The sequence below is a fragment of the Kitasatospora sp. Ki12 genome, from assembly GCF_054601375.1.
Genome location: NZ_BAAIHT010000002.1, coordinates 942,062 through 961,634, shown reverse-complemented (window position 1 = coordinate 961,634; position 19,573 = coordinate 942,062). Strand labels below are relative to the sequence as shown.

The window sequence follows — 19,573 nt, the reverse complement described above, 5'->3', positions numbered from 1 at the left end:
GTGCTCCATCTGTGCTCGAACCGCTCGACTGCCGGAGCCTAGCGAGCTGATGAAGCCGCAGAGGAGATGATGATCAGCCAAATTACCGGCCAGTAGCAAAGAGTGGAGTGGCGATACCCCTCCGTCCGGAGCCCGCCCGTCAGCCCGTCAGCCCGTCCGCCCGTCCGCCCGTTCGCCGGACGTATCATCAAGATCGTTGTGATACGGGGGGAGTGGGGATGTGGACGAGTGTGTCCGCGGCCGACGTGCCGGTCGAGGACAGGTTCGAGTGGTTCACCGAGGCGGTGTCCACGGATCTGATGCCCGTGGCGATCGACACCGAGCGGGCGGGGGACTTCGACGCGTGGCTGGGGGAACTCGACCTGGGGACGGCCAAGCTGTCGGCGTACGAGTTCTCGCCGCTGCGGTCGCGCCGCACCCCGGCCCACATCAGGCGCGGGGATCCCGAGCAGTACCAGCTCGCCCTGGTCGAGGTCAGCGCGATGAGGACCTGCCAGTTCGGGCGGGAGTCCGGGCCGGTCGTCGACGGTTTCGTCCTCACCAACACCTCGGCTCCGTTGGCCTGCGACAACAGCGGTGACGACCGCCCGACCCGGGTGGTCATGCTGCAGATCCCGAGGTCGGAACTGGCGCTCCGGGCCGAGCGGGCCGACCGGCTGGTGGTCGCCGGGCTGCCCCGGACCGGGCTCGGCGCCGTGATGGCCGACTTCATGACCAGCGTGCGCGACAACGGCCCGGACTGCCGGCCCGAGGAGCTCCCGGTGCTCGGGCGGGTGGCCCTCGACCTGGCCACGGCCTACCTGGCGGACCAGCTCGGCGCCCTCGCGGCCACCGCGCCCGAGGTCCGCGCCCGCGCCGCCCTGGAACAGGCCAAGACCTTCATCGAACGCAACCTCGGCGACCCGGAACTCACCCCCGGCGTGGTCGCCGCCCGCCTCAACGTCTCGCTGCGCAGCCTCTACGCGCTGTTCCGGGACGAGCCCGAGGGCGTCGCGGCCTTCATCCGGCGCCGCCGGCTGGAGCGCTGCCGTGACGACCTCGCCCGCCCCGAGCTGCGCGACCTGCCGGTCCAGACGATCGCCGTCCGCTCCGGCTTCACCAGCCCGACCGTCTTCGGCCGTGCCTTCCGTCAGGAGTTCGGCCGCACGCCCACCGAGCACCGCCGGCGCGCCCTGGGCGCGGACGGTGCACGCGGAGTCGAGCGATCGCGCACGCAAGGTCGACCGGGGTCGAAGGAACGGCCCTAGATTCTCCTGGCGTCGGCAGCGCCGAAGCGACGTCCGTACCGGGTGCCCACCGTACGGGCGTCCGCCGGCTGCCTGCGATCGAGAACGCGAACGGGAGCGGATGTGAAGGTACTTGTGCTGGGGTCCACCGGCTACGTCGGATCGGCGGTGGTGCGGCGGCTGACGGCTGACGGCCACCAGGTGGTCCACTTCGTACGGGACGCGGGCCGGTTCGCGCCCGAGGTGCCGGTACGGGTGGGCGACCTGGCCGACCCGGCCTCGCTGCGGGCCGCCGTCACCGACGACATCGACGCCGTCCTGAACCTCGCCACCCCGACCGGCGACGAGGCGGTGGACGCGGCGGCCGCGGACGCGCTGACCGGTGAACTCCACGGCAGCGGAAGGGCGTTCGTCTACGCCAGCGGTGTGTGGGTGCTCGGCGCCACCGGCCCGGAGGCGGTCGACGAGGACGCGCCGGTGAACGCGATCCCCATCGTCGGCCACCGCCCGCGGATCGAGCGGCGGGTCCTGGCGAGCACCGGGAACGAGGTGCGGGCCGTTGTGGTGCGGCCCGGCATCGTGTACGGCCGCGGCGGCGGCATTCCCGGCCTGATGACCGGCTGGGCGCGCGAGCACGGCACGGGCCGCTACGTCGGTTCGGCGGCGACCTGCTGGCCGATGGTGCACGTGGACGACCTCGCCGACCTGTTCGCGCTGACCCTGACCAAGGCCGAGGCCGGCAGCGTGCTGCACGGCGTGGCCCACCGGGCGGTGCCGGTCGCCGCCCTGGCCGCGGCCGCCGACGTCGCCGCGGGCGGCACCGGCCGGGCCGAGCCCTGGCCGGTGGAGCGGGCCGCCGAGGCGGTGGGCGCGCCGTTCGCCGAGGCCCTGGCCCTCCATCAGGTGGTCGCCGGCCGCCGAGCCGTCACCGAACTCGGCTGGCGGCCCGTCCGCCCGCACCCGCTGACCGACCTCACCGACCAGACCGACCTGACCGACGCCGCCGGAGGCGACCGTGGCTGACCCCAATGACCCCAATGACCCCAGCGGCCTCGATGGCCCCAGCAGCCTCAGTGGCCGCACCGAACTCGCGGGCCTCACCCTGCCCGTCTGCCGCACCTGCGGTACCCAGTACGCCGCCCCGCGCCCCGACTGCCCGGTCTGCCTGGACGAGCGCCAGTACGTCAGGCCCGACGGCCAGCGGTGGACCAGCCTGGCCGAGCTGCGGGAGGAGGGCCACCAGGGCCGCTTCGAGGAACAGGGCCCCGGCGTCCTCGGCATCGGCTGCACCCCCTCCTTCGCCATCGGCCAGCGCGCACTGCTGCTGCGCACCCCCTCCGGCAACGTGCTGTGGGACTGCGTCCCCTACCTCGACGACGCGATGATCGAGGAGGTGCGGGCGCTCGGCGGCATCAGCGCGATCGCCGTCAGCCACCCGCACTTCTACTCCGCCATGGTCGACTGGGCCCACGCCTTCGACGCCCCCGTCCACCTGCACGAGGCCGACCGCCGGTGGGTCGCCCGCCCCGACCCCGCCATCCGGTTCTGGAACGGACGGACCCACCGGCTCACCGACGAACTGACGCTGATCAACCCGGGCGTGCACTTCCCCGGCAGCACGGTCATGCACGACAGCACCGGCGAGGGCGCGCTGTTCAGCGGCGACGTCGTCAACGTCTGCCCGGACCGCCGCTGGGTCAGCATCATGTACAGCTACGCCAACCACATCCCGGAGCGCCCCGACGCGGTGCGCGCCGCCGGCGAACTGCTCGGCGGCTACCGCTTCGAGCGGATCTACGGCGCCTGGTGGGACGGCGTCGTCGCCGCCGACGGCAACGGGGTCCTGGCCCGCTCGGTCGAACGCTACCTCCGCTTCGAACAGGGACGGCCGGCGGAAGCCCACTCCTGACGACCACTGGACTCCGTGTCCCGTCCGCCCGGCACAGGGGACCGGGCGGCCGGGGCACGGAGTCCGGCCCGGTTGTAGTTGAAATGTGATCTATTTTGGCTCGGGAGGTGTGCAGGCGGTGATCTGATGGCGCAATGACCTACGCGTACCCGCCGCCGGCCGCCGCTCCCGCCCGCCCGTGGTGGCGTCGACCCGCGGTGATCGTCATCGCCCTGCTCTTCGTGCCGCCCATCGGTCTGGCGCTGGTGTGGACCTCGCTCTGGCAGCGGCCCGTGAAGATCGCGGTCAGCGTGATCGGCGGGATCTACTGCCTGATCTGGCTGGCGGCAGTCCTGGCGGACCCGAAGCCCAACCCCGGCACCTCGGCCCAGCCGGCCGCGGCCACCGCGACGCCCGCCGCGGCGATGGCGCCGGTCCCGACGCCCACCCCGACGCCCACGCCCACCCCGACGCCCACGCCCACCCCGACGCCCACGCCCACCCCGACGCCCACGCCCACGCCGACCCCGACTCCGCCCCCCGTGCTGCCCCCGGCGCCGACGCCCACCCCGGCCGCGCCGGCCGCCGTCTACTTCGAGAACTGCACGGCGGCCGAGAAGGCCGGAGCGGCCCCGCTGCACCGCGGCGACGCGGGCTACCGCCCGGATCTCGACGCGGACGGCGACGGCGTCGCCTGCGAACCCCACTCCGGCAAGACCTCCACCGGCGGCTCGACGAGCGGAGGGTCCACGAGCGGGGGCTCGACGACCGGTGGCTCGGGTGGGTCCACGACCGGCGGCACGACCTCGGGCGGCTCCACCAGCGGCTCCACCAGCGCTGGCACCGGCGGCGGTTCGTCCTCCGGCGGCGGCGCGGCGTACTACGCCAACTGTGCCGCGGCCAAGAATGCCGGGGCGGCCCCGCTGCACCGGGGCGACGCGGGCTACCGCCCGGCACTCGACCGCGACGGCGACGGCGTCGCCTGCGAGTGACCGCACGACGCACCAGCGGCCCGGCGGCGCTCTCGCCGCCGGGCCGTCTCATGTGCTGATGACGGGCTTCAACGACGGAGTGGGACGTCGGATCCGCTGACTTCCCACTCCGTATCGATCCGTTCGACTCAGTCCTTGCAGACCACGTTCGCGCGCACTTCCGGATGGTCCCCCGAGTAGTTCACGGCTTGGGCCAGCCAGCCGTTGCCCCAGAAGCTGGACTCGTAGATCGCCGTTCCGATGGCGAGCGCGCCTCCGCCGGTGACCGTGCCCGACGGGCAGTACTTCAGGTCGTGGGCGGTCCCGTGGGAGAAGGGGAGCTTCGTGCCGTCGCCCCAGTAGTGGTGATGGGGCGAGGTCGAGCAGATCACGAAGGGCCTCAACTCCAGGGGCCTCCCGGCCGGGTTGTTGATGTAGTAGGTCCAGCGGTCGTTCGCCTCGTTCCCGCCGGCGAAGGACTCGTAGACATGGACGACGCCGAGGTCGACGAGCCCGCCGCCCCCGGTGGCGTACTGGCCGGCCGGGCAGGTCGCCGAGAGGCCGCCCTCGCTCTGCGGCGCAATCGTGACGGGCCCGCCGGAGACCTGGGTGTGCGGCTCCGTGGAACAGATCACCGTCGCCCACAGGGTCGCGTCGACGTCCGATCCGCCGTCCACTGTGACGACCCAGCCGTTGCCGCGGGGGTAGGAGCTGATCATCTCCAGCGGGTTGTCGTAGGGGGAGACCTTCGGTCCGCCGCCGGTCGGGGTCTGCCCGGCCGGGCAGGTCACGCTCGCTTCGTAGAAGACGTGGACGTTGCTCCGGGGCACGGCCACCGGATCACCGATGACCTGGGTGAGCACCTCCGCCGGCGCGGCGGGCGGGCGCGCCGGGGGAGGGCCGGACTCCCGGGCGGCGGCGGGCGGCGCCGCGAGGGAGAGGATCAGGGCGATCAGTACGGTCAGGGCTCGCGTTCTTCTCAACGCTTCCTCCGGGGGAACGGGGACGAGCAGGGGTGTCTCCCGTATCCCCTCCGCTGCTGCCTCCGGTCGTCGTGCCCCGGCCCCTCACCCGGACGATTCGAACAGATCACTCCGGCGCCTCGCCCGGGCGCGGGTGCGGCCGCCGGCCCGCGCCCGGGTGGGGGCCGGCGGCCGAGGCGTCACTGGTCGGAGTAGCTGAGGTCTCCCACCGTCCAGCTGCTCACGTCGGCGATGGCGATGCGGTACATGCCCCCGGTGTGCGGCAGGCCGTAGCTGCCCTGGAGGATGCGGGCGACGTGCAGGTGCAGGTGGGTGGGGCGGCCGGGGCGCGGACCCGTCTCTCCGCCCTCGGCGGAGGGTGCCGTGAACAGCGCGGCGAAGGGCTTCAGGTGGTCGGAGGCGGCCAGGACTTCGGCCACCCGCTCGTGCCACAGGCGTTCCGGCGCCAGACGGCCGGTGATGACCGCTCCCGGGACGACCACGGTCAGGGGCATCTGGTTGCTGCGCTCGGACTCCACCATGGCGGCGATGTCGACAAGCAGCGCATCAGGGCTCGGCATGCACCCGAGGATAGTGCCCGCCGGGACCGGCCGGACGGTGATGCGGCAACCCGCCCGTCCGGCCCGGCCCGCGCGCTGTGCGGCACGGGGGAGCGGGGCCCGAAGGCCAGGTCCGCCCGCGGGCCGGATCCGCCCGGCTGGCGGTCGGGGTTCGAGGCGGGACGATGGAGTGGATCCGACCCTTCGAGCGTGGCGGGAGGAGGTGGCCGGATGGGAGCCGGACACGCGGGGCAGCCGGGTGCCGCGCCGCCGGGGCGGGATCCGGCGATGCAGGCCGGCGGCCTGCTGGACGTCCTGGGCGTCGCCGCGGTGGTGCTGGACGCGGAGGGGCGGATCGCGCTGTGGAGTCCGCAGGCCGAGGAGCTGTTCGGCTACCCGGCGGCCGAGGCGCTCGGGCGCCCCGCCGCCCGGGTGCTGGTCGACGAGCGGCACCTGGACCTGGTGCTGGAGCTGTTCGCGCGGGTGATGGCCGGCGGCGGGGCCTGGGCCGGGGTCTTCCCGGTGCGGCGCAAGGACGGGTCCACGCTGCTCGCCGAGTTCCGGAACATGCGCCTGGAGGACGAGCACGGCCGGTTCTACGCGCTCGGCCTGGCCTCGGACCAGGCCACGCTGCGGCGCCTGGAGCGGGACCTCGCGCTGTCGCTGCGCCTGGTGGAGCAGTCGCCCATCGGGCTGTCGCTGATGGACACCGACCTGCGCTTCGTCCTGGTCAACCCGGCGCTGGAGCGCATCAACGGCCTGCCCGCCGCCGAGTGCCTGGGCCGTACCGTCCGGGAGGCCCTGCCGTTCCTGGACACCGCGGCCATCGAGGCGGCCATGCGGGAGGTGCTGGCCACCGGGAGGCCGCTGCTGAACCAGTTCACCACCGGACGCACCCCCGCCGACCCGGGGGTCGAACACGCGTGGTCGGGGTCCTTCTACCGGCTGGAGGACCCCGCCCACCGGGTGCTCGGCGTCGCCGTCTCGGTCCTCGACGTCACCGAGCAGCACCGGGCGGCCAGTGCCGCGGCGGCGGCCCGGCGACGCCTCACCGTGATCGCCGACGCCTCCGAGCGGATCGGCACCACGCTCGACCTCGACGTGACCGCCCGCGAGCTCGCCGACGTCCTGGTGCCGGAGTTCGCCGACATCGCGGCCGTCGACATCCTGGAGGACGTCCTGACCGACAGCGAGCCGACGACGGACCGCAACCGCCCGGCCCTGTTCCGGGCCCTCGCGGTCAAGGCCGCCCACCCCACGCCCGCCGCCGAGGCCGCCGACCCGGTCGGGGAGATCGCCCGCTACGACGCGACCCGGCTGGTCGCCCGCTGCGTCCGGACCGGCCGTCCGGTCCTGCTGGCCCACGTCACCGACCGTGACCTGCCCCGCATCGCCCGCGACGAGGAGGGCGTGGAACTGCTCCGCCAGGCCGGGATCCACTCCTACCTGGCCGTGCCGCTGCGCGCCCGCGGCCGGGTCCTGGGCGCACTCGACCTCAAACGCGCCCGCACCGAGCAGCCGTTCGACCACGACGACGTGGTCCTGGCCGGTGAACTGGCCGCCCGCGCCGCCGTCGCCATCGACAACGCCCGCTGGTACCAGCGCCAGCGCCACGCCGCGCTCGCCCTCCAACGGCACCTGCTGCCCGGCCCGCCGCCGCAGCCGCCCGGGCTGGAGGTCGCCTACCGCTACCAGCCGGCCCCCGGCGTCGGCGAGGTCGGCGGCGACTGGTTCGACGTCATCCCGCTGCCCGCGGACCGGACGGCCCTGGTCGTCGGCGACGTGATGGGCAGCGGCATCACCGCCGCCGCCACGATGGGCCAACTCCGTACGGCGGCACGGACGCTGGCCGGCCTCGACCTGGAGCCCGCCGCCGTGCTGACCCACCTGGACCGGATCGCCGCCGGCCTCGGGGAATCCATCGCCACCTGCGTCTACGCCCTCTACGATCCCCGCCACCACCGCTGCCGCATCGCCAACGCCGGTCACCTGCCCCCGGTCCACACCCGCCCGGGCCGCCCGCCGGCCCTGCTCGACCTGCCGACCGGCGCACCCCTGGGCGTCGGCGGCGTCGCCTTCGACGACACCCCGGTCGACCTCGCGACCGGGGACGAAGTCGTCTTCTACACCGACGGGTTGGTGGAGACCCGGGACCACGACATCGACGTACGGCTCGCGGCCCTCACCGACCTCCTCGGCGGGCCCCGCAGATCCCCGGAGGAGACCTGCGACCTCCTCCTCGGCGCCCTCCGCCACCGCGGCGGCAACGACGACATCGCCCTCCTCGTCGCCCGGGTCCTCCCGCTGCCGCAGGCGGCCGGGGCCACGGGCGGGTGATCCGGCACACGGACGGGGCGGAGCCCGTGAGTTGGGGCCTCGGCGAGGTCACGGCCGACGACGTCCGCGCGCTGATGGCGGTGAGCGGGATCCCGAGAGCCGACCGGACCGGCGTCAGTGGAAGGCCCGCATACCCGACTCCCGATAGGCGGTGTTGATCAGGTCGATCACTTGGACCCGGGGCAGTGACAGGGCGTCGTCGGCGATCCCGCCGACGTCGACGGGAGGGGTCGGAGGAACGCCCCGGCGGCGGCGCGGGTGTAGAGGCGCCTGACCCGCTCCGGGGCACCGCGACCGCGAAGGCACCGCACTCCAGCGTGAAGAAGTGCGGGCTCCTGGAGTCGGTCACGTGGACCGGGGCGCGGTCGGGGCGGGCGGCGCGGATCGAGCGGACTGCAGCGGGGGTGTTCGCGGTGCGGTTCCGGTGGCGGTTGATGCCCCGCGGGGTCAGAGGCCGTCGAGCATGCCGCCGTCGATGACGAAGTCCGCGCCGGTGACGTTGCCGGAGCGGGGGCTGGCGAGGAACAGGACGAGGTCGGCGACCTCGGTCGGCCTGGTGAAGCGGCCCGTCGCGGCCTGGGCCCCGGCGTTCCTGGCGACTTCGTCCGGATCGACGCCGAGACGGTGGCCGACCGTCGCGGCCATGCCTTCGGCGCCCTTCCACAGCGCGGTCTCGACCGGGCCGGGGCTCACGCAGTTGACGCGGACGCCCTGCGGCCCGACTTGCTTGGACAGCGCCTTGCAGAAGTTGGTGAGGGCGCCCTTGGCGGCGCTGTAGTCGAGGACCAGCGGGTCGGGCAGCCGCGCGTTGAGGGAGGAGACGGTGACGATCCTGCCGTCGCCGGCGGCGGTCAGGTGCGGCAGCGCGGCACGTGTGGCCCGTACCGCCGTCATGAGGTTGAGGGTGAGCGTCCAGTCCCAGTCCGCGTCGGTGATGGCGGAGAAGCCGTCGAGTCGGGGCCGGACCGCGCCGACGTTGTTCACCAGGACGTCGACGCCCCCGTGCGCGGCGACCGCGGCGGCGACCAGCTCGGCGGGGCCCTCGGGCGTGGCGAGGTCGACCTCCACGACGGTCAGCTCGGCACCCTGCCGGATCAGCTCGTCCAGCGCGTCGGTGCGTCCCCGGCTCCCGGCGACCACCCGGGCCCCGGCGGCCAGGAAGCCCTCGGTGACGGCGAGCCCGATACCGCGGCCGGCGCCGGTGACCACGACGCGCTGCCCGGCGAGCCCCAGGTCGAAGCGGGCCGCGCTCACCGCGTGCCCGCCAGGCTCCGCGGCCGCGCCGGGACGGCGGCGACGGCACCGGAGCGCCGGTACCGCGGGATGACGGGGTGCGGTTCGTTCATGACGGTGCCTTCCAGCGAGGGGGTGAAGCCCCCAGCATCCGCCGGTCGGCGGGCCGCTCGGCGCCCTCGGACCGGGGACACACCCAAGCGTTGGCGCTGATTCGCCTGTCCGGTCCCGTCCGATCGGTCGTCCTGCCGGACACCGAGCCCGGGGCAGCCCCTCGGTCCTGCGGCGGAAGCGGCGTCGGCTGCCGACCGGGCGGCGCGCCCTTGCGGGTGACCAATCCGCGCCACGAAAAGTTCAACTCGCGGACGAGCTTGGGCCGCTCGCCCGCGCCGCTCGCCCGCGCCGCTCGCCCGCGCCGCTCGCCCGCGCCGCTCGCCCGCGCCGCTCGCCCGCGCCGCCTCCGTGCAGGACGCGATCGCGAGCGCGCCGAGGCGACGGCCGAGCGGCTGATCCGGGCGGCCGGGTTCGACCCGGTGAAGGCCGGCGGTCCGGCCGCCGCCGGACGCATCGAGGCGCCGGGCGGCGACCTGGACCAGTTCGGGGCCGACGGTGAGGTCGTCGACCTCGACCAGGCGCGCGCCGCCGTGTGAACGGCGCCCACCCGTGACGCGTGAACAACGGGTCCTCGGGGGCCGTGGCCGGCACGGCGGTCCGCCGGGGCCGCCGCACGAGGACGTCACCCCAGCGCGGCCGCCTTGCGCAGCAGTACGGACCGCTCGCGGGTGTTGCGGCACAGTCGGGCGGCGAGTTCCAGCTCGGCCCGGGCCTCGGCGGTGCGGCCGAGCCGGGTGAGCAGTTCGCCGCGTACGGTCGGGAGCAGGTGCGACCCCGACAGGCGGCCGGAGACGGCCAGTTCGTCGACCGTGCGCAGCGCCTGCTCCGGCCCGCTCGCCATCGCGACGGCCACGGCCCGGTTGAGCTCGACGACGGGTGAGGGGGCCACCCGGCCGAGCGCCTCGTAGAGGAGCACGACGCGCTCCCAGTCGGTCTCCCGTACCGAGGGCGCCGTCGCGTGGCAGGCGGCGATCGAGGCCTGCAGACCGTACGGTCCGAGGCCCCGCCCGAGGGTCGAGGCCCGGCCGAGCGCGGCCAGGCCCCGGCGGATCGCCGAGCGGTCCCACCGGCGGCGGTCCTGGTCCTCCAGGAGCACTGCCTCTCCGTCCGGCCCGGTGCGGGCCGGGAAGCGCGCGGCGGTGAGTTCGAACAGCGCGAGCTGGCCGTACACCTCCGGCTCGGCGGGCAGCAGGGCGGCCAGCATCCGGGCCAGCCGCACGGCCTCGTACGCGAGGTCGACGCGCAGCAGGTCCTCGCCGGCCGTGGCCGTCGAGCCCTCCGTGAAGATGACGTACAGGACGCTCAGGACGGCGCCGAGCCGCTCGCGCCGGTCCTCGGGCGGCGGCAGCTCGAACGGGACGTGCGCCGCGGCGATGGTCTTCTTCGCCCGGGTGATCCGGGCCTGGACGGTCGGTACGGGCACGAGGAAGGCGCGGGCGATCTCCTCGCTGGACAGCCCGGCCACCACGCGCAGGGTGAGGGCCACCCGGGCCTCGGGCGAGAGCACCGGGTGGCAGGCGGTGAACATGAGCGCGAGGACGTCGTCGTCGACCCGGTCGGGGTCCCACGGCAGGTCGTCGGCCCGCTCGGGCGCGCCGGCCGCGCCCGAGCTGAGTTCGCCGTCGGCCAGCGGGCCGGCGAGCGCGGCGTACCGCTCGTCGAGCGCCGACCTGCGGCGGAAGGCGTCGATGGCCCGCCGCCGGGCGGTCGCCAGCAGCCAGCCCACCGGACTGGCCGGCGCCTCGTCGCGCGACCAGGCGACGAGCGCCTCCGCGAGCGCCTCCTGCGCGACGTCCTCGGCGAGCGCGAAGTCCCCCGTGTAGCGGGCCAGCGCACCGACGATCCGTGCGGACTCGATCCGCCAGACGGCCTCGACGGCCCGCCGCGCCGATTCGGCGACCGGCGGGCCGTCGGCGGCCTCGGGTGTCACAGCTGGCCGGTCCGCTCGCGCCACGCCCGCTCCTTGACGATCCACTCGTTGTCCTGCGGGAACTCCTCGATGCCGGGCACCCGGCGGACCTCGCACTTCGAGCCGGCGACGGCCGGGAGCCGCTTGGCCCACTCGACCGCCTCCTCCTTGGAGGCGACGTCGATCAGGTAGAAGCCGCCGAACAGCTCCTTCGTCTCACCGTACGGGCCGTCGGTGACCACCGGGGTCTCCCCGTCGAAGTCGACCACCACGCCCTGGGACGGGTCGTCCAGCCCCTCGGCGGCGACGAGCACGCCCGCCCGGATCAGCTCCTCGTTGAAGCGGCCCACCGTTTCGAGCATCTCCTCGAAGGGCGTCTCCATCATCTTGGCCACGGACTCGTCCGTGCCCCGCATGATCAGCATGTACTTCGCCATGGCCGTTCTCCTTGCTCGGGGAGGGTCGTTCTGTCGACCCTCTCACTCCCAGGTCGAACGGCGCGACCGCGGATCGACACGGCGGACGGACCCGCGCAGAATTTTTTTCGACGGACGTTTTCGCGGTGGTTTCCGCCGGCTCGTCGATGCCGGGGAACCGGGCGCGGGGCGTCGCGGCGTCGAGAGCTCAGGCGCGGAGCAGGTCGGTCGAGACCGCCCAGAGGCGCTCGGCGACGGCGGGATCGAGCGCCCATTCCTTGACACCGTGCGCGTGCTGCGCGAGGTCGGCGTCGTTCGGCACGGTGTAGGCCTCTCGCGCGTCGTCGAGGTAGTGGCCCCCGAAGTGGGCGAACTCCGGGGCGACGGCCGCGACCATGCTGGTGGCCGCCCCCTGCTGGACCGTCTTGTACGTGAAGACTCCGGCGGCCGAGGTTGCTGTCGAGCAGGATCCGGTCGCCGCGCTCGGGGAACATCGAGGCGTAGGCCGCGCCGAGGTAACTGTCGTAGGAGGTGCCGAAGTAGGAGGCCTTCGGCTCGCCCAGCGCCGCGCGGATCCGGTCCATATCGCGTGCGGTGTTCGCGGTGGTGGTGTGCGGCAGCATCCACCCGGTCCGCGAGGCGGCGCACTGCCGGGCGACGGCCCGCGCGTTCTCCGCCTCCCGGGCGACGTCGGCCGCTGTGTGCGCGTAGGGCGGGAAGCTGCCGCGTTGCTGCTGCCACGGTGTCAGGCCACAGGTGACCGGCGTGCTGCGGCCGACGCCCCGCGGGTCGAAACCGATCAGGTTGTAGGAGTCGACGACATCCTTCGGCAGCCCCGCGGCGACGAGGGCCGCCGGGTAGCCGAGTCCCGGGACGCCGGGGCCGCCCGGGTTGGTGAAGAGCACACCGCGGCGCTTGGCGGGGTCCTTGCTCGCCGGTGGCGATGAGGGTGCCCAGAGGACGGTCGGCACGACCGTCCTCTGGGCACCCTCATCATGCTTCTCTGTCGGTGGTCAGTCGTGGGGGCTGATGTTCCTCCAGACCGGGGCGACGCCCGGTTCACCGCCCTTGTCGGCCCAGTACTGGGCGACCCAGCGGTGGTTCTTGTGCGTGACGACCGCCCCCTTGTCGTAGTCGGCCTTCGGGTCCCATGTCGGCGCTGAGCACTGGGCCGATCCCGCGGGCTGGACCGTCTCCGTGCCGTGGCGCCGGTCACCGGTGATGCCGAAGGTCGCTTCCCCGATGGTGACGGTGACGTTCGCGGGACCGGCGGCTGACGGCCCTCTTCGCCCGGCCGTTCCTCCTGTCCACTGCCGTCGACGGCCGTCCACGCCGGCACGTACTCGACTTCCTCGTGCTACGCGGGATCATGGGAGGGGGTGTTTTTCGTTGGCGTCGAGGAGGTCGGTCACGAGCCGACGGGCGTACGCGGCGTCGAGTCCGGCCGGGCGGAAGAGGATGCGGTACATCATGGGGGCGACCACGCGATCCATCGCCGTCTCGACGTCGGGGGTTTTCTCCTCGCGACCGATCGCGCGGGCGAGCATGACGTCGATCTGTTCGGCCGCGTAGGCCGAGCACTGGCCGGCGTTGCTGCCGTCCCGGTCGCCGAGCAGAGCGTCACGGATGTAGGCGCGGCCGGAGGGGGACGACATCTCGTCGAGGAACTGTTCGGCCCAGGCCGTCAGGTCGGACAGCAGGTCGCCGTGGTTCTCCGGCGCTGTGTCGGGCCGCAGGCGCTCCACCGCGACGTCCGACAGCAGCTCCTGAAGGTCGCCCCAGCGGCGATAGATCGTCGAGGGGGTGACTCCGGCGCGCTGGGCGACCAGCGGGACGGTCACCGCGTCGCGGCCCTGCTCCGACAGGAGTTCGCGGACGGCGGTGTGCACCGAAGCCTGGACCCGTGCACTGCGCCCGCCGGGGCGCGCCATCGGCTTGCGACTCATGACTCCATCTTAAAGCACGGATATTGCGTTTAGGAGGAGCATGCCGGCTCGACGGCGGCGCCAGGCCCCCCTTGCCGGCCTCCTCGCTGCGGGCATCCGGTCCTGATCCCGACCGGAGCCGAACGCATACAGGCCGGGCCGGGCCGGACGGTTCCGGCCCGGCCCGTATGCCGTTCTCAGGCGGTCGGCGCGAGCGGTCGGGCGGACTGCGTCCGCTCGTAGGCGTGGCCCACCCGCAGCAGCTGCCGCTCGCCGAGGGGCCGTCCGAGCAGCTGCATGCCGATCGGCAGGCCCGCCGTGTCGTGGCCCACCGGAACGGACAGGGCGGGTACTCCGGTGATGTTGGCCGGGGAGGACAGACGCACGTAGGCGTCGGAGACGCTCTCGACCGTGCCGTCGGACCAGGTGACACTGTCCTCACCGGCCTTCACCGCGGTCATCGGGACCGCCGGGGCGGCGATCACGTCGACCTTCTCCAGAATGCGGTCCCATTCCTCCCGCATGAGCGTCCGGGAGCGCTGGGCACGCAGATAGTCGCCCGCGCCCATCAGCTCACCGGCCTCCAGGAGGATGCGGACGTCCGCCTGGTACAGCTCGGGGACCGTACGCAGCGTGCCCTCGTGGTAGGCGGTGGCCTCCGGCACCATCAGCCCCCACTGGGTGGCCTGGATGTACCTGGTCATCGGGATGTCGATCTCGACGAGACGGGCGCCGAGCGTCTCCAGCTGCGCGATGCCCCGGCGGACGGTGGTCTCCACCTCCGCGTCGACATGGTCGAAGTAGTAGTTGCGCGGCACCCCGACGCGCACGCCCGTCAGGTCCGGCTCCGGTTCCGGCCGGTAGTCGACGGCGGGGGTGTCCAGCGCGGCGGGGTCACGCGGGTCGTGCCCGGCGAGGACGGTCAGGACCAGGGCTGCGTCCTCGACGGTGCGGGTGACCGGTCCGACGTGGTCCAGTGACCAGGACAGCGACGTGACGCCGTGGCGTGGCACCAGCCCGTAGGTGGGCTTGAAGCCGACGACCCCGTTCAGCGCGGCGGGCACCCGGATCGACCCGCCGGTGTCGGTGCCGAGGGCGAAGGTCGCCGCCCCGGCCGCCACCGCGACGGCGGACCCGCCGCTGGAGCCTCCCGCGACCCGGCCGCGGTCCCAGGCGTTGCCGGTCTGCGGGGTGGTCAGGCCGTAGGCGAACTCGTGGGTGTGGGTCTTGCCGACCAGGACGGAGCCTGCGGCCCGCAGCCGGGCGGCGACCGTGCTGTCGGCGGCCGCGCGGTGGCCGGCCCGGACCCGGGAGCTGGCGCTGGTGGCCGAACCGGCGACGTCGATCAGGTCCTTGAGCGCGACCGGGACGCCGTGCAGCGGCCCCCGGAACACGCCGCGGGCCGCTTCCTGCTCGGCCTCCCGCGCCGCGCCGCGGGCCTGCTCGGCGGTGACCGCGACGTACGCCCCGACGTGCGGGTCCACCTGGTCGATGCGGTCGAGGACCGAGTCCACCAGCTCGACGGGGGACAGCCGGCGGGCCCGGATCTGCTGCGCGGCGTCGGCCAGGGTCAGCTCATACGGCTGCATCGTGCTTCTCCTTTCCGGCGCGGTAGGCGCTGGCGGGCGGGGTGTCCCCGAAGTCCAGCTCGCGCAGGACCGCGACGACGGAGTGGATGTGGTCAGCGGTGGCGGCGACCGCGGCGTGGCGGTCGTCGGGCAGCGGAAGTCCGGCACGGGCGGCCCAGCGGGCGGCCTCGGGCGGCGTGAGTTCAGCGGAGGGCACGTGGTTTCTCCTGGTCAGGGGGCGTGGCAGCGAAGCACCCCGCGCTAAAAGCCAACGATTTGCTTTAGTCCGACCGTAGGCCCTACGGTCGGACTAAAGCAAATCCGTTGCATTTACGGAAGGAGTTCCATGCCCGACGTCATGTCCGACGCCCCCACGGTCACCGTCACGCCTACGCCATCACCGCCGCCCTCCTGGCCCTAGCGGCCCTGGCGGCGCTCACCGCGTCACGACGCGGGGCGGCCCGCCCCGAAGCCGACCGCTCCCACTGAAGAGAACAAAGGAACCGACACACCATGCACACCTCCCCCGCCGCCACCCCCATTCCCTCCTGGACCGTGGGCGGCGTCACCGTCCACCGCGTCGACGAGGTCGCCCTGCCGCCCGCGACCGGACCCTGGCTGCTGCCCGACGCCACCCCTGAGGTGGTGACCGCCCAGGACTGGCTGCACCCCCACTTCGCCGGCCGGGACGGGAGCCTGCACATCGACAGCCACAGCTTCGCGTTCGTCGTGAACGGGCTGCGCGTTCTCGTCGACACCGGCATCGGCAACGGCAAGGAGCGGGCCAACCCGGCCTGGCACAACCTGCGGACCGACTTCCTGGAGCGCCTCACCGCCGCCGGTTTCCCCCCGGACTCCGTCGACCTGGTGATCCTCACTCACCTGCACGCCGATCACGTCGGCTGGAACACACGGCAGGTGAACGGCGAATGGGTCCCCACCTTCCCCAACGCCCGCTACCTCACCTCCCGCGCCGAGCGGGAGTTCTGGGCCACGTACGACATGGAGGAGGCACGCGAACAGATGTTCCGCGACTCCGTGATCCCGGTCGAACAGGCGGGTCTGCTGAGCACGGTCGACGTCCCGCACAAGGGGGCCGAGATCGCCCCCGGCCTGCGCTTGATCCCGACCCCCGGCCACACCCCCGGCCACGTCGCGGTGGAAGTGACCAGCCAGGGGGAGACGGCGCTGATCTCCGGCGACTGCGTCCACCACCCCGTCCAGCTCGCCCACCCCGCCATCGGCGCCTGCGTCGACATCGACCCGCGGCAGTCCGAGGCCACCCGCCGCACGCTGCTCGGCTCCCTCGTCGGCACGGACACCCTCCTCCTCGGCACCCACTTCGCCCCGCCCACCGCCGGCCGCGTGGTCGCCCACGGGGACGCCTACCGGTTGGAGCCCGTCCCCGCTTCCTGAGGCCGATGCCACCGAGATCTGGGCCGAGCGCGAGGGCCGACTCGATCCGGCCGACCTCTGCGAGCAGTGCCTCACCGCGGTCCGGGACGGCGGCTGAGCACCCCCGGCCGGCGGTCTGGGGAGCGGGGCCGGCCCCTCAGGCCTCCTTGGGCGTGGACTCCGGCGGACCGGAGCTGCTGCCGAGGACGTTGTCGAGGTGGGCCGCGAGCGCGGAGCGCAGGGCCTCGGGCGTCATCTTCCGATCGTCGATCAGGTGTGCCACGAGGTCCGCGCGGAGGGCGGCCAGCAGGGCGTGGGCGGTGAAGTCCGCGGCGCGGACGCCGGGCACCTGGTCCAGGGCCGCCCGGAGCGTCTCGTGCCACCAGGCGTAGTGCGCGGCCTGGTAGGGGCTGCCGAGTCCGGCGCCCTCCGCCGCCGCCATCAGGTTCCGGTTCTCGATCTTGAAGCGCAGCGCGGCGTCGAGCAGGTCCAGCACCCGCTGCCGTGGTGCGGACGCCGCCGCGTCCTGTGCTTCCCGGAGGGGTTCCAGGCGGGAGGCGATGACGGCGCCGATCAGGCCGGCGCGGTCGCCGAAGCGGCGGAAGAGGGTGCCCTTGCCCACGCCCGCGGCTGCCGCGATGTCGTCCATCGACACGCTGTGGGGGCTGCTGCTGGCGGCGAAGAGCGCGTCGGCGGCGGCCAGGACGGCCTCCCGGTTGCGCAGGGCGTCCGCGCGCTCGGTGCGCCCCGTACGGTCCGTACTGTCGGTGCGCCCCGTACGGTCAGTGCGCTCCTCGCGCTCCGTGCGCTGGGCCACGCTTCCTCCTTCGTCCTCGGCCTGTCGCGGCCCCCGGGCGGGTTCACGGTGTCCGGTGGGCGCGCGTGGCGCGAAGCGGGTCGGATGGTGCCGTCGCGCCATCCGACGATACGCGCTACCGCCGGCCGGCGGGCGCCCGGGTGGCCCCGCGCTCCTCCTCCGGCCGGCGGACCGTCGTGGACCTCAACGGCTTCCGGACAGCTCCCGCTCGGCGAAGGCGCGGAAGGTGCCCGGGGGGCGGCCGGTGAGGCGCTGGACGGTGTCCGTGGTGCGGTCCTCCGCGCCGGCGGCGATGGCGCGGTCCATGCCGGCCAGCATGGTGGCGAAGGCCGGTGGTATCTCGGCCGCCCAGCGGTCGCGCAGCTGCTCGTACGTCAGGTGCCGGTGGACGACGGGACGGCCGGTGATCGCGGCGACGGTCGCGGCGACGTCGTCGTAGCTGAGCGTCTCCGGCCCGGTCAGGACCAGGTCGGTGTCGGGGGACCGGTCGTCGGTCAGGGCGCGGACGGCGACGGCGGCGATGTCCTCGGCGTCGACGAACCCGACGCGGCCGTTCCCCGTGGCCGTCAGGACGGCGCCGTCCTCGCGGATGCTGCGCGCGTGGGGCATGGAGCCGGTGAAGTTCTGCATGAACCAGGAGGGCCGCAGCACCGCCCACTGCTCGAACAGGCCGGGCAGCTCCTGGTGGACCCGGCCCACCGCCGGACCGCCGACGGGGATCGCCGAGGAGCTGAGCAGCACGGCGCGGTGCACGCCGGCCGCACGGGCCTGGCGGAGGAAGGGCAGCATGACCGCGGCCGGCTCGGCGGATCCGATGGGCGGGACGAGGTAGACGCGGTCGACGCCGTCGACGGCCTCGCTCCAGGTCGCGGGAACGTCCCAGTCGAAGCGGACGGCCCGGGCTCCCGCCACCGCGGCGGCGGTCCGGCCGGCGGCCTTGACGCGATGCCCCTCGGCGGTCAGTCCGGCGACGACGCGGCGGCCGGTGGTGCCGGTGGCCCCGATGACCAGGGTGGTGCCGGGTGCGTTCATCGGGTCGCTCCCAGGAAGTCGGCGCCGGTCTGCGCCACGGCGAGGGGGTTCCAGTAGTCGCGGTAGGAGGTGATGCGCCCGTCCTTGACGGTGACCACGGCGATGTAGGTCAGGTCGAAGGGGCTGCCCGTCTCCACCAGGCGGCCGACCCCGCGCATCTCCACCACGATCGTTCCGGGGGCGACGGTCTGGTGGATCGTCACCTCGGGGAAGTCGTGCAGGTCGATGTGGTCGGGGTAGTGCCGCATGTACTCGCCGACCGCGGCCTTGCCCTCCAGGCGCGTCGGCCAGCCCTGGGGCGCGAAGGGGAACTCCAGGACGCCGCCCTCGTCCCACAGGTCCACCCAGCCGGAGACGTCCTTCTCCAGCAGCAGTCGCAACCCGTGGTGGTACAGCTCCGCGGCTGTCATCGGCACTGTCATGGTCAAGGCTTCCGTTCTGCTCGAAGGCATGAAACGGACCGATGGTCCGCTTCGATTCGCAGCATACGGACCGCCGGTCCGTTTCTCAAGCGCGGTGGGTCCGTCGCGTCGGCGGTGGCCGATCCGGGCGTGGGAACGGGCGGCACCCGGCACCGGCGGGCGCTCCGGTCCGGGCGGCCGGAGAATGCAGGAGACGGGGGTCGGCTCTCAGGCGGATGCGAAGGGGTGTGGGCCCGGTGCGGACGGTGGCGGCGGTTGAGGACTGGGCGGCCGACCGGACTTGCCGCGGCCGGACGTGTCGGACGCGGCTGTCGCGGCGGACGTGGCGACCGTGACCTGGGCCTCGCCCGAGGACGCGGAGGCGATGCGGCTGGTCGCCACCCGGCTCAAGTCCGCTCACCCCGCGGCCGACCCCGCCACCGTGGACGCCCTCGTCGCGGGCGCCTACGCCGAACTGCGCGACGCCAAGGTCCGGGCGTTCATCCCGATCCTGACGGAGCGCCGCGCCAGGGCCCTGCTCGAACTGCCGCCACCGGACACCCGGCCCGGCCCGGCCGGCTGACCCGGCACCCCCGAGGGCCGATCCCGCTCATCGGAGTCGTGGCTCAGGGTAGCGCTCAACATGCCCCCGATCGACCTCCCGGGTGAGCAACATCCCACGGGGTTTGACGAGTTGAGCGACCCTTGCCGACGCCGGGGGCGACCCGCGACGTCCGGGGGGCCGTCCGAAGGCGAGTCCGCCGACGAAACACCGCCCGACGGCGCATCGCTCCACAGCGCACCGTGGGGCGGTGCGCT

Annotated in this window: 20 protein-coding genes and 2 pseudogenes; 8 read left to right on the top strand and 14 right to left on the bottom strand. The window is 73.9% G+C overall.

All coding sequences use genetic code 11. From position 1 onward, the window contains the following. Nucleotides 1-218: 218 nt before the first annotated feature. From ACYP53_RS21890 to ACYP53_RS21875, 4 genes are all read left to right on the top strand, one after another. A complete protein-coding gene (locus ACYP53_RS21890; RefSeq protein WP_459648629.1) occupies nucleotides 219-1,247 on the top strand; it encodes a helix-turn-helix domain-containing protein in 1,029 nt (342 codons plus the stop codon). Nucleotides 1,248-1,349: 102 nt separating this feature from the next. After that, entirely contained in the window at nucleotides 1,350-2,249 is a 900-nt protein-coding gene (locus ACYP53_RS21885; RefSeq protein WP_459648628.1) for an NAD-dependent epimerase/dehydratase family protein, read from the top strand. Then, nucleotides 2,242-3,135: an MBL fold metallo-hydrolase gene (locus tag ACYP53_RS21880; protein WP_459648627.1), complete on the top strand. Its 894-nt coding sequence runs from the start codon at nucleotides 2,242-2,244 to the stop codon at nucleotides 3,133-3,135. The genes ACYP53_RS21885 and ACYP53_RS21880 overlap by 8 nt, the downstream gene beginning before the upstream one ends. Before the next feature lie 134 nt (nucleotides 3,136-3,269). After that, complete coding sequence (locus ACYP53_RS21875) at nucleotides 3,270-4,106, top strand: excalibur calcium-binding domain-containing protein (RefSeq protein ID WP_459648626.1); 837 nt, start codon at nucleotides 3,270-3,272, stop codon at nucleotides 4,104-4,106. A gap of 128 nt (nucleotides 4,107-4,234) precedes the next feature. Here ACYP53_RS21875 and ACYP53_RS21870 read toward each other — a convergent pair whose 3' ends face one another. Together ACYP53_RS21870 and ACYP53_RS21865 are read right to left on the bottom strand one after the other, a co-directional pair. Next, a complete protein-coding gene (locus tag ACYP53_RS21870; RefSeq protein WP_459648625.1) occupies nucleotides 4,235-5,068 on the bottom strand; it encodes a hypothetical protein in 834 nt (277 codons plus the stop codon). 179 nt (nucleotides 5,069-5,247) lie between these two features. Further along, nucleotides 5,248-5,628 carry a hypothetical protein gene (locus ACYP53_RS21865; RefSeq protein ID WP_459648624.1) on the bottom strand — a complete coding sequence of 127 codons (381 nt, stop codon included), beginning with the start codon at nucleotides 5,626-5,628 and terminating at the stop codon, nucleotides 5,248-5,250. A gap of 210 nt (nucleotides 5,629-5,838) precedes the next feature. Between ACYP53_RS21865 and ACYP53_RS21860 the strand changes: the two genes are divergently transcribed. Further along, complete coding sequence (locus ACYP53_RS21860) at nucleotides 5,839-7,944, top strand: SpoIIE family protein phosphatase (RefSeq protein WP_459648623.1); 2,106 nt, start codon at nucleotides 5,839-5,841, stop codon at nucleotides 7,942-7,944. 447 nt (nucleotides 7,945-8,391) lie between these two features. Here the strand turns inward: ACYP53_RS21860 and ACYP53_RS21855 are convergent, their stop codons facing one another. Next, nucleotides 8,392-9,198, bottom strand: a complete 807-nt coding sequence (locus ACYP53_RS21855) for an oxidoreductase (RefSeq protein WP_459648622.1) — start codon at nucleotides 9,196-9,198, stop codon at nucleotides 8,392-8,394. 182 nt (nucleotides 9,199-9,380) lie between these two features. Between ACYP53_RS21855 and ACYP53_RS21850 the strand changes: the two genes are divergently transcribed. Then, a complete protein-coding gene (locus ACYP53_RS21850; RefSeq protein WP_459648621.1) occupies nucleotides 9,381-9,827 on the top strand; it encodes a hypothetical protein in 447 nt (148 codons plus the stop codon). A gap of 86 nt (nucleotides 9,828-9,913) precedes the next feature. Here ACYP53_RS21850 and ACYP53_RS21845 read toward each other — a convergent pair whose 3' ends face one another. The 8 genes and pseudogenes from ACYP53_RS21845 to ACYP53_RS21810 all read right to left on the bottom strand — a co-directional run bounded on the left by ACYP53_RS21845 (nucleotide 9,914) and on the right by ACYP53_RS21810 (nucleotide 15,326). After that, nucleotides 9,914-11,245, bottom strand: coding sequence for an RNA polymerase sigma factor (locus tag ACYP53_RS21845; RefSeq protein WP_459648620.1), 1,332 nt, complete (start codon nucleotides 11,243-11,245; stop codon nucleotides 9,914-9,916). Then, nucleotides 11,218-11,637, bottom strand: a complete 420-nt coding sequence (locus tag ACYP53_RS21840; RefSeq protein ID WP_189921563.1) for a YciI family protein — start codon at nucleotides 11,635-11,637, stop codon at nucleotides 11,218-11,220. The genes ACYP53_RS21845 and ACYP53_RS21840 overlap by 28 nt, the downstream gene beginning before the upstream one ends. A 187-nt stretch (nucleotides 11,638-11,824) precedes the next feature. Continuing rightward, nucleotides 11,825-12,073: pseudogene (locus ACYP53_RS21835) on the bottom strand (SDR family NAD(P)-dependent oxidoreductase); the annotation flags it as partial. Further along, nucleotides 12,063-12,551, bottom strand: a pseudogene (locus ACYP53_RS21830) (alpha/beta fold hydrolase); the annotation flags it as partial. The pseudogenes ACYP53_RS21830 and ACYP53_RS21835, both read right to left, overlap by 11 nt. A 78-nt stretch (nucleotides 12,552-12,629) precedes the next feature. Further along, nucleotides 12,630-12,947 (bottom strand): hypothetical protein, encoded by a 318-nt coding sequence (locus tag ACYP53_RS21825; RefSeq protein ID WP_459648619.1) that lies wholly within the window; start codon nucleotides 12,945-12,947, stop codon nucleotides 12,630-12,632. 36 nt (nucleotides 12,948-12,983) lie between these two features. Beyond that, entirely contained in the window at nucleotides 12,984-13,562 is a 579-nt protein-coding gene (locus ACYP53_RS21820; RefSeq protein WP_459648618.1) for a TetR/AcrR family transcriptional regulator, read from the bottom strand. 176 nt (nucleotides 13,563-13,738) lie between these two features. After that, the gene (locus ACYP53_RS21815) at nucleotides 13,739-15,130 is read right to left on the bottom strand and encodes an amidase (RefSeq protein WP_459648617.1); all 1,392 of its coding nucleotides are present in this window, start codon (nucleotides 15,128-15,130) and stop codon (nucleotides 13,739-13,741) included. Further along, entirely contained in the window at nucleotides 15,117-15,326 is a 210-nt protein-coding gene (locus tag ACYP53_RS21810) for a hypothetical protein (protein ID WP_189921555.1), read from the bottom strand. The genes ACYP53_RS21815 and ACYP53_RS21810 overlap by 14 nt, the downstream gene beginning before the upstream one ends. Before the next feature lie 296 nt (nucleotides 15,327-15,622). Between ACYP53_RS21810 and ACYP53_RS21805 the strand changes: the two genes are divergently transcribed. Next, a complete protein-coding gene (locus ACYP53_RS21805) occupies nucleotides 15,623-16,525 on the top strand; it encodes an MBL fold metallo-hydrolase (protein ID WP_459648616.1) in 903 nt (300 codons plus the stop codon). Nucleotides 16,526-16,661: 136 nt separating this feature from the next. On the opposite strand, the gene ACYP53_RS21800 is transcribed toward ACYP53_RS21805, so the two are convergent. From ACYP53_RS21800 to ACYP53_RS21790, 3 genes are all read right to left on the bottom strand, one after another. Beyond that, entirely contained in the window at nucleotides 16,662-17,228 is a 567-nt protein-coding gene (locus ACYP53_RS21800; RefSeq protein ID WP_459649807.1) for a TetR/AcrR family transcriptional regulator, read from the bottom strand. A gap of 276 nt (nucleotides 17,229-17,504) precedes the next feature. Next, nucleotides 17,505-18,353, bottom strand: coding sequence for an NAD(P)H-binding protein (locus ACYP53_RS21795; RefSeq protein WP_459648615.1), 849 nt, complete (start codon nucleotides 18,351-18,353; stop codon nucleotides 17,505-17,507). Next, nucleotides 18,350-18,775, bottom strand: a complete 426-nt coding sequence (locus ACYP53_RS21790; protein WP_459648614.1) for a nuclear transport factor 2 family protein — start codon at nucleotides 18,773-18,775, stop codon at nucleotides 18,350-18,352. The genes ACYP53_RS21795 and ACYP53_RS21790 overlap by 4 nt, the downstream gene beginning before the upstream one ends. 295 nt (nucleotides 18,776-19,070) lie before the next feature. On the opposite strand from ACYP53_RS21790, the gene ACYP53_RS21785 reads away from it, so the two are divergent. Then, nucleotides 19,071-19,337: a three-helix bundle dimerization domain-containing protein gene (locus ACYP53_RS21785; protein ID WP_459648613.1), complete on the top strand. Its 267-nt coding sequence runs from the start codon at nucleotides 19,071-19,073 to the stop codon at nucleotides 19,335-19,337. Nucleotides 19,338-19,573 lie beyond the last annotated feature (236 nt).

Coding starts and splice junctions, on each gene's coding strand:
- ACYP53_RS21795 (WP_459648615.1), bottom strand. CDS start 18,353: ATGAACGCACCCGGCACCACCCTGGTCATCGGGGCCACCGGCACCACC.
- ACYP53_RS21790 (WP_459648614.1), bottom strand. CDS start 18,775: ATGACAGTGCCGATGACAGCCGCGGAGCTGTACCACCACGGGTTGCGA.
- ACYP53_RS21840 (WP_189921563.1), bottom strand. CDS start 11,637: ATGGCGAAGTACATGCTGATCATGCGGGGCACGGACGAGTCCGTGGCC.
- ACYP53_RS21805 (WP_459648616.1), top strand. CDS start 15,623: ATGCACACCTCCCCCGCCGCCACCCCCATTCCCTCCTGGACCGTGGGC.
- ACYP53_RS21875 (WP_459648626.1), top strand. CDS start 3,270: ATGACCTACGCGTACCCGCCGCCGGCCGCCGCTCCCGCCCGCCCGTGG.
- ACYP53_RS21890 (WP_459648629.1), top strand. CDS start 219: ATGTGGACGAGTGTGTCCGCGGCCGACGTGCCGGTCGAGGACAGGTTC.
- ACYP53_RS21860 (WP_459648623.1), top strand. CDS start 5,839: ATGGGAGCCGGACACGCGGGGCAGCCGGGTGCCGCGCCGCCGGGGCGG.
- ACYP53_RS21820 (WP_459648618.1), bottom strand. CDS start 13,562: ATGAGTCGCAAGCCGATGGCGCGCCCCGGCGGGCGCAGTGCACGGGTC.
- ACYP53_RS21865 (WP_459648624.1), bottom strand. CDS start 5,628: ATGCCGAGCCCTGATGCGCTGCTTGTCGACATCGCCGCCATGGTGGAG.
- ACYP53_RS21815 (WP_459648617.1), bottom strand. CDS start 15,130: ATGCAGCCGTATGAGCTGACCCTGGCCGACGCCGCGCAGCAGATCCGG.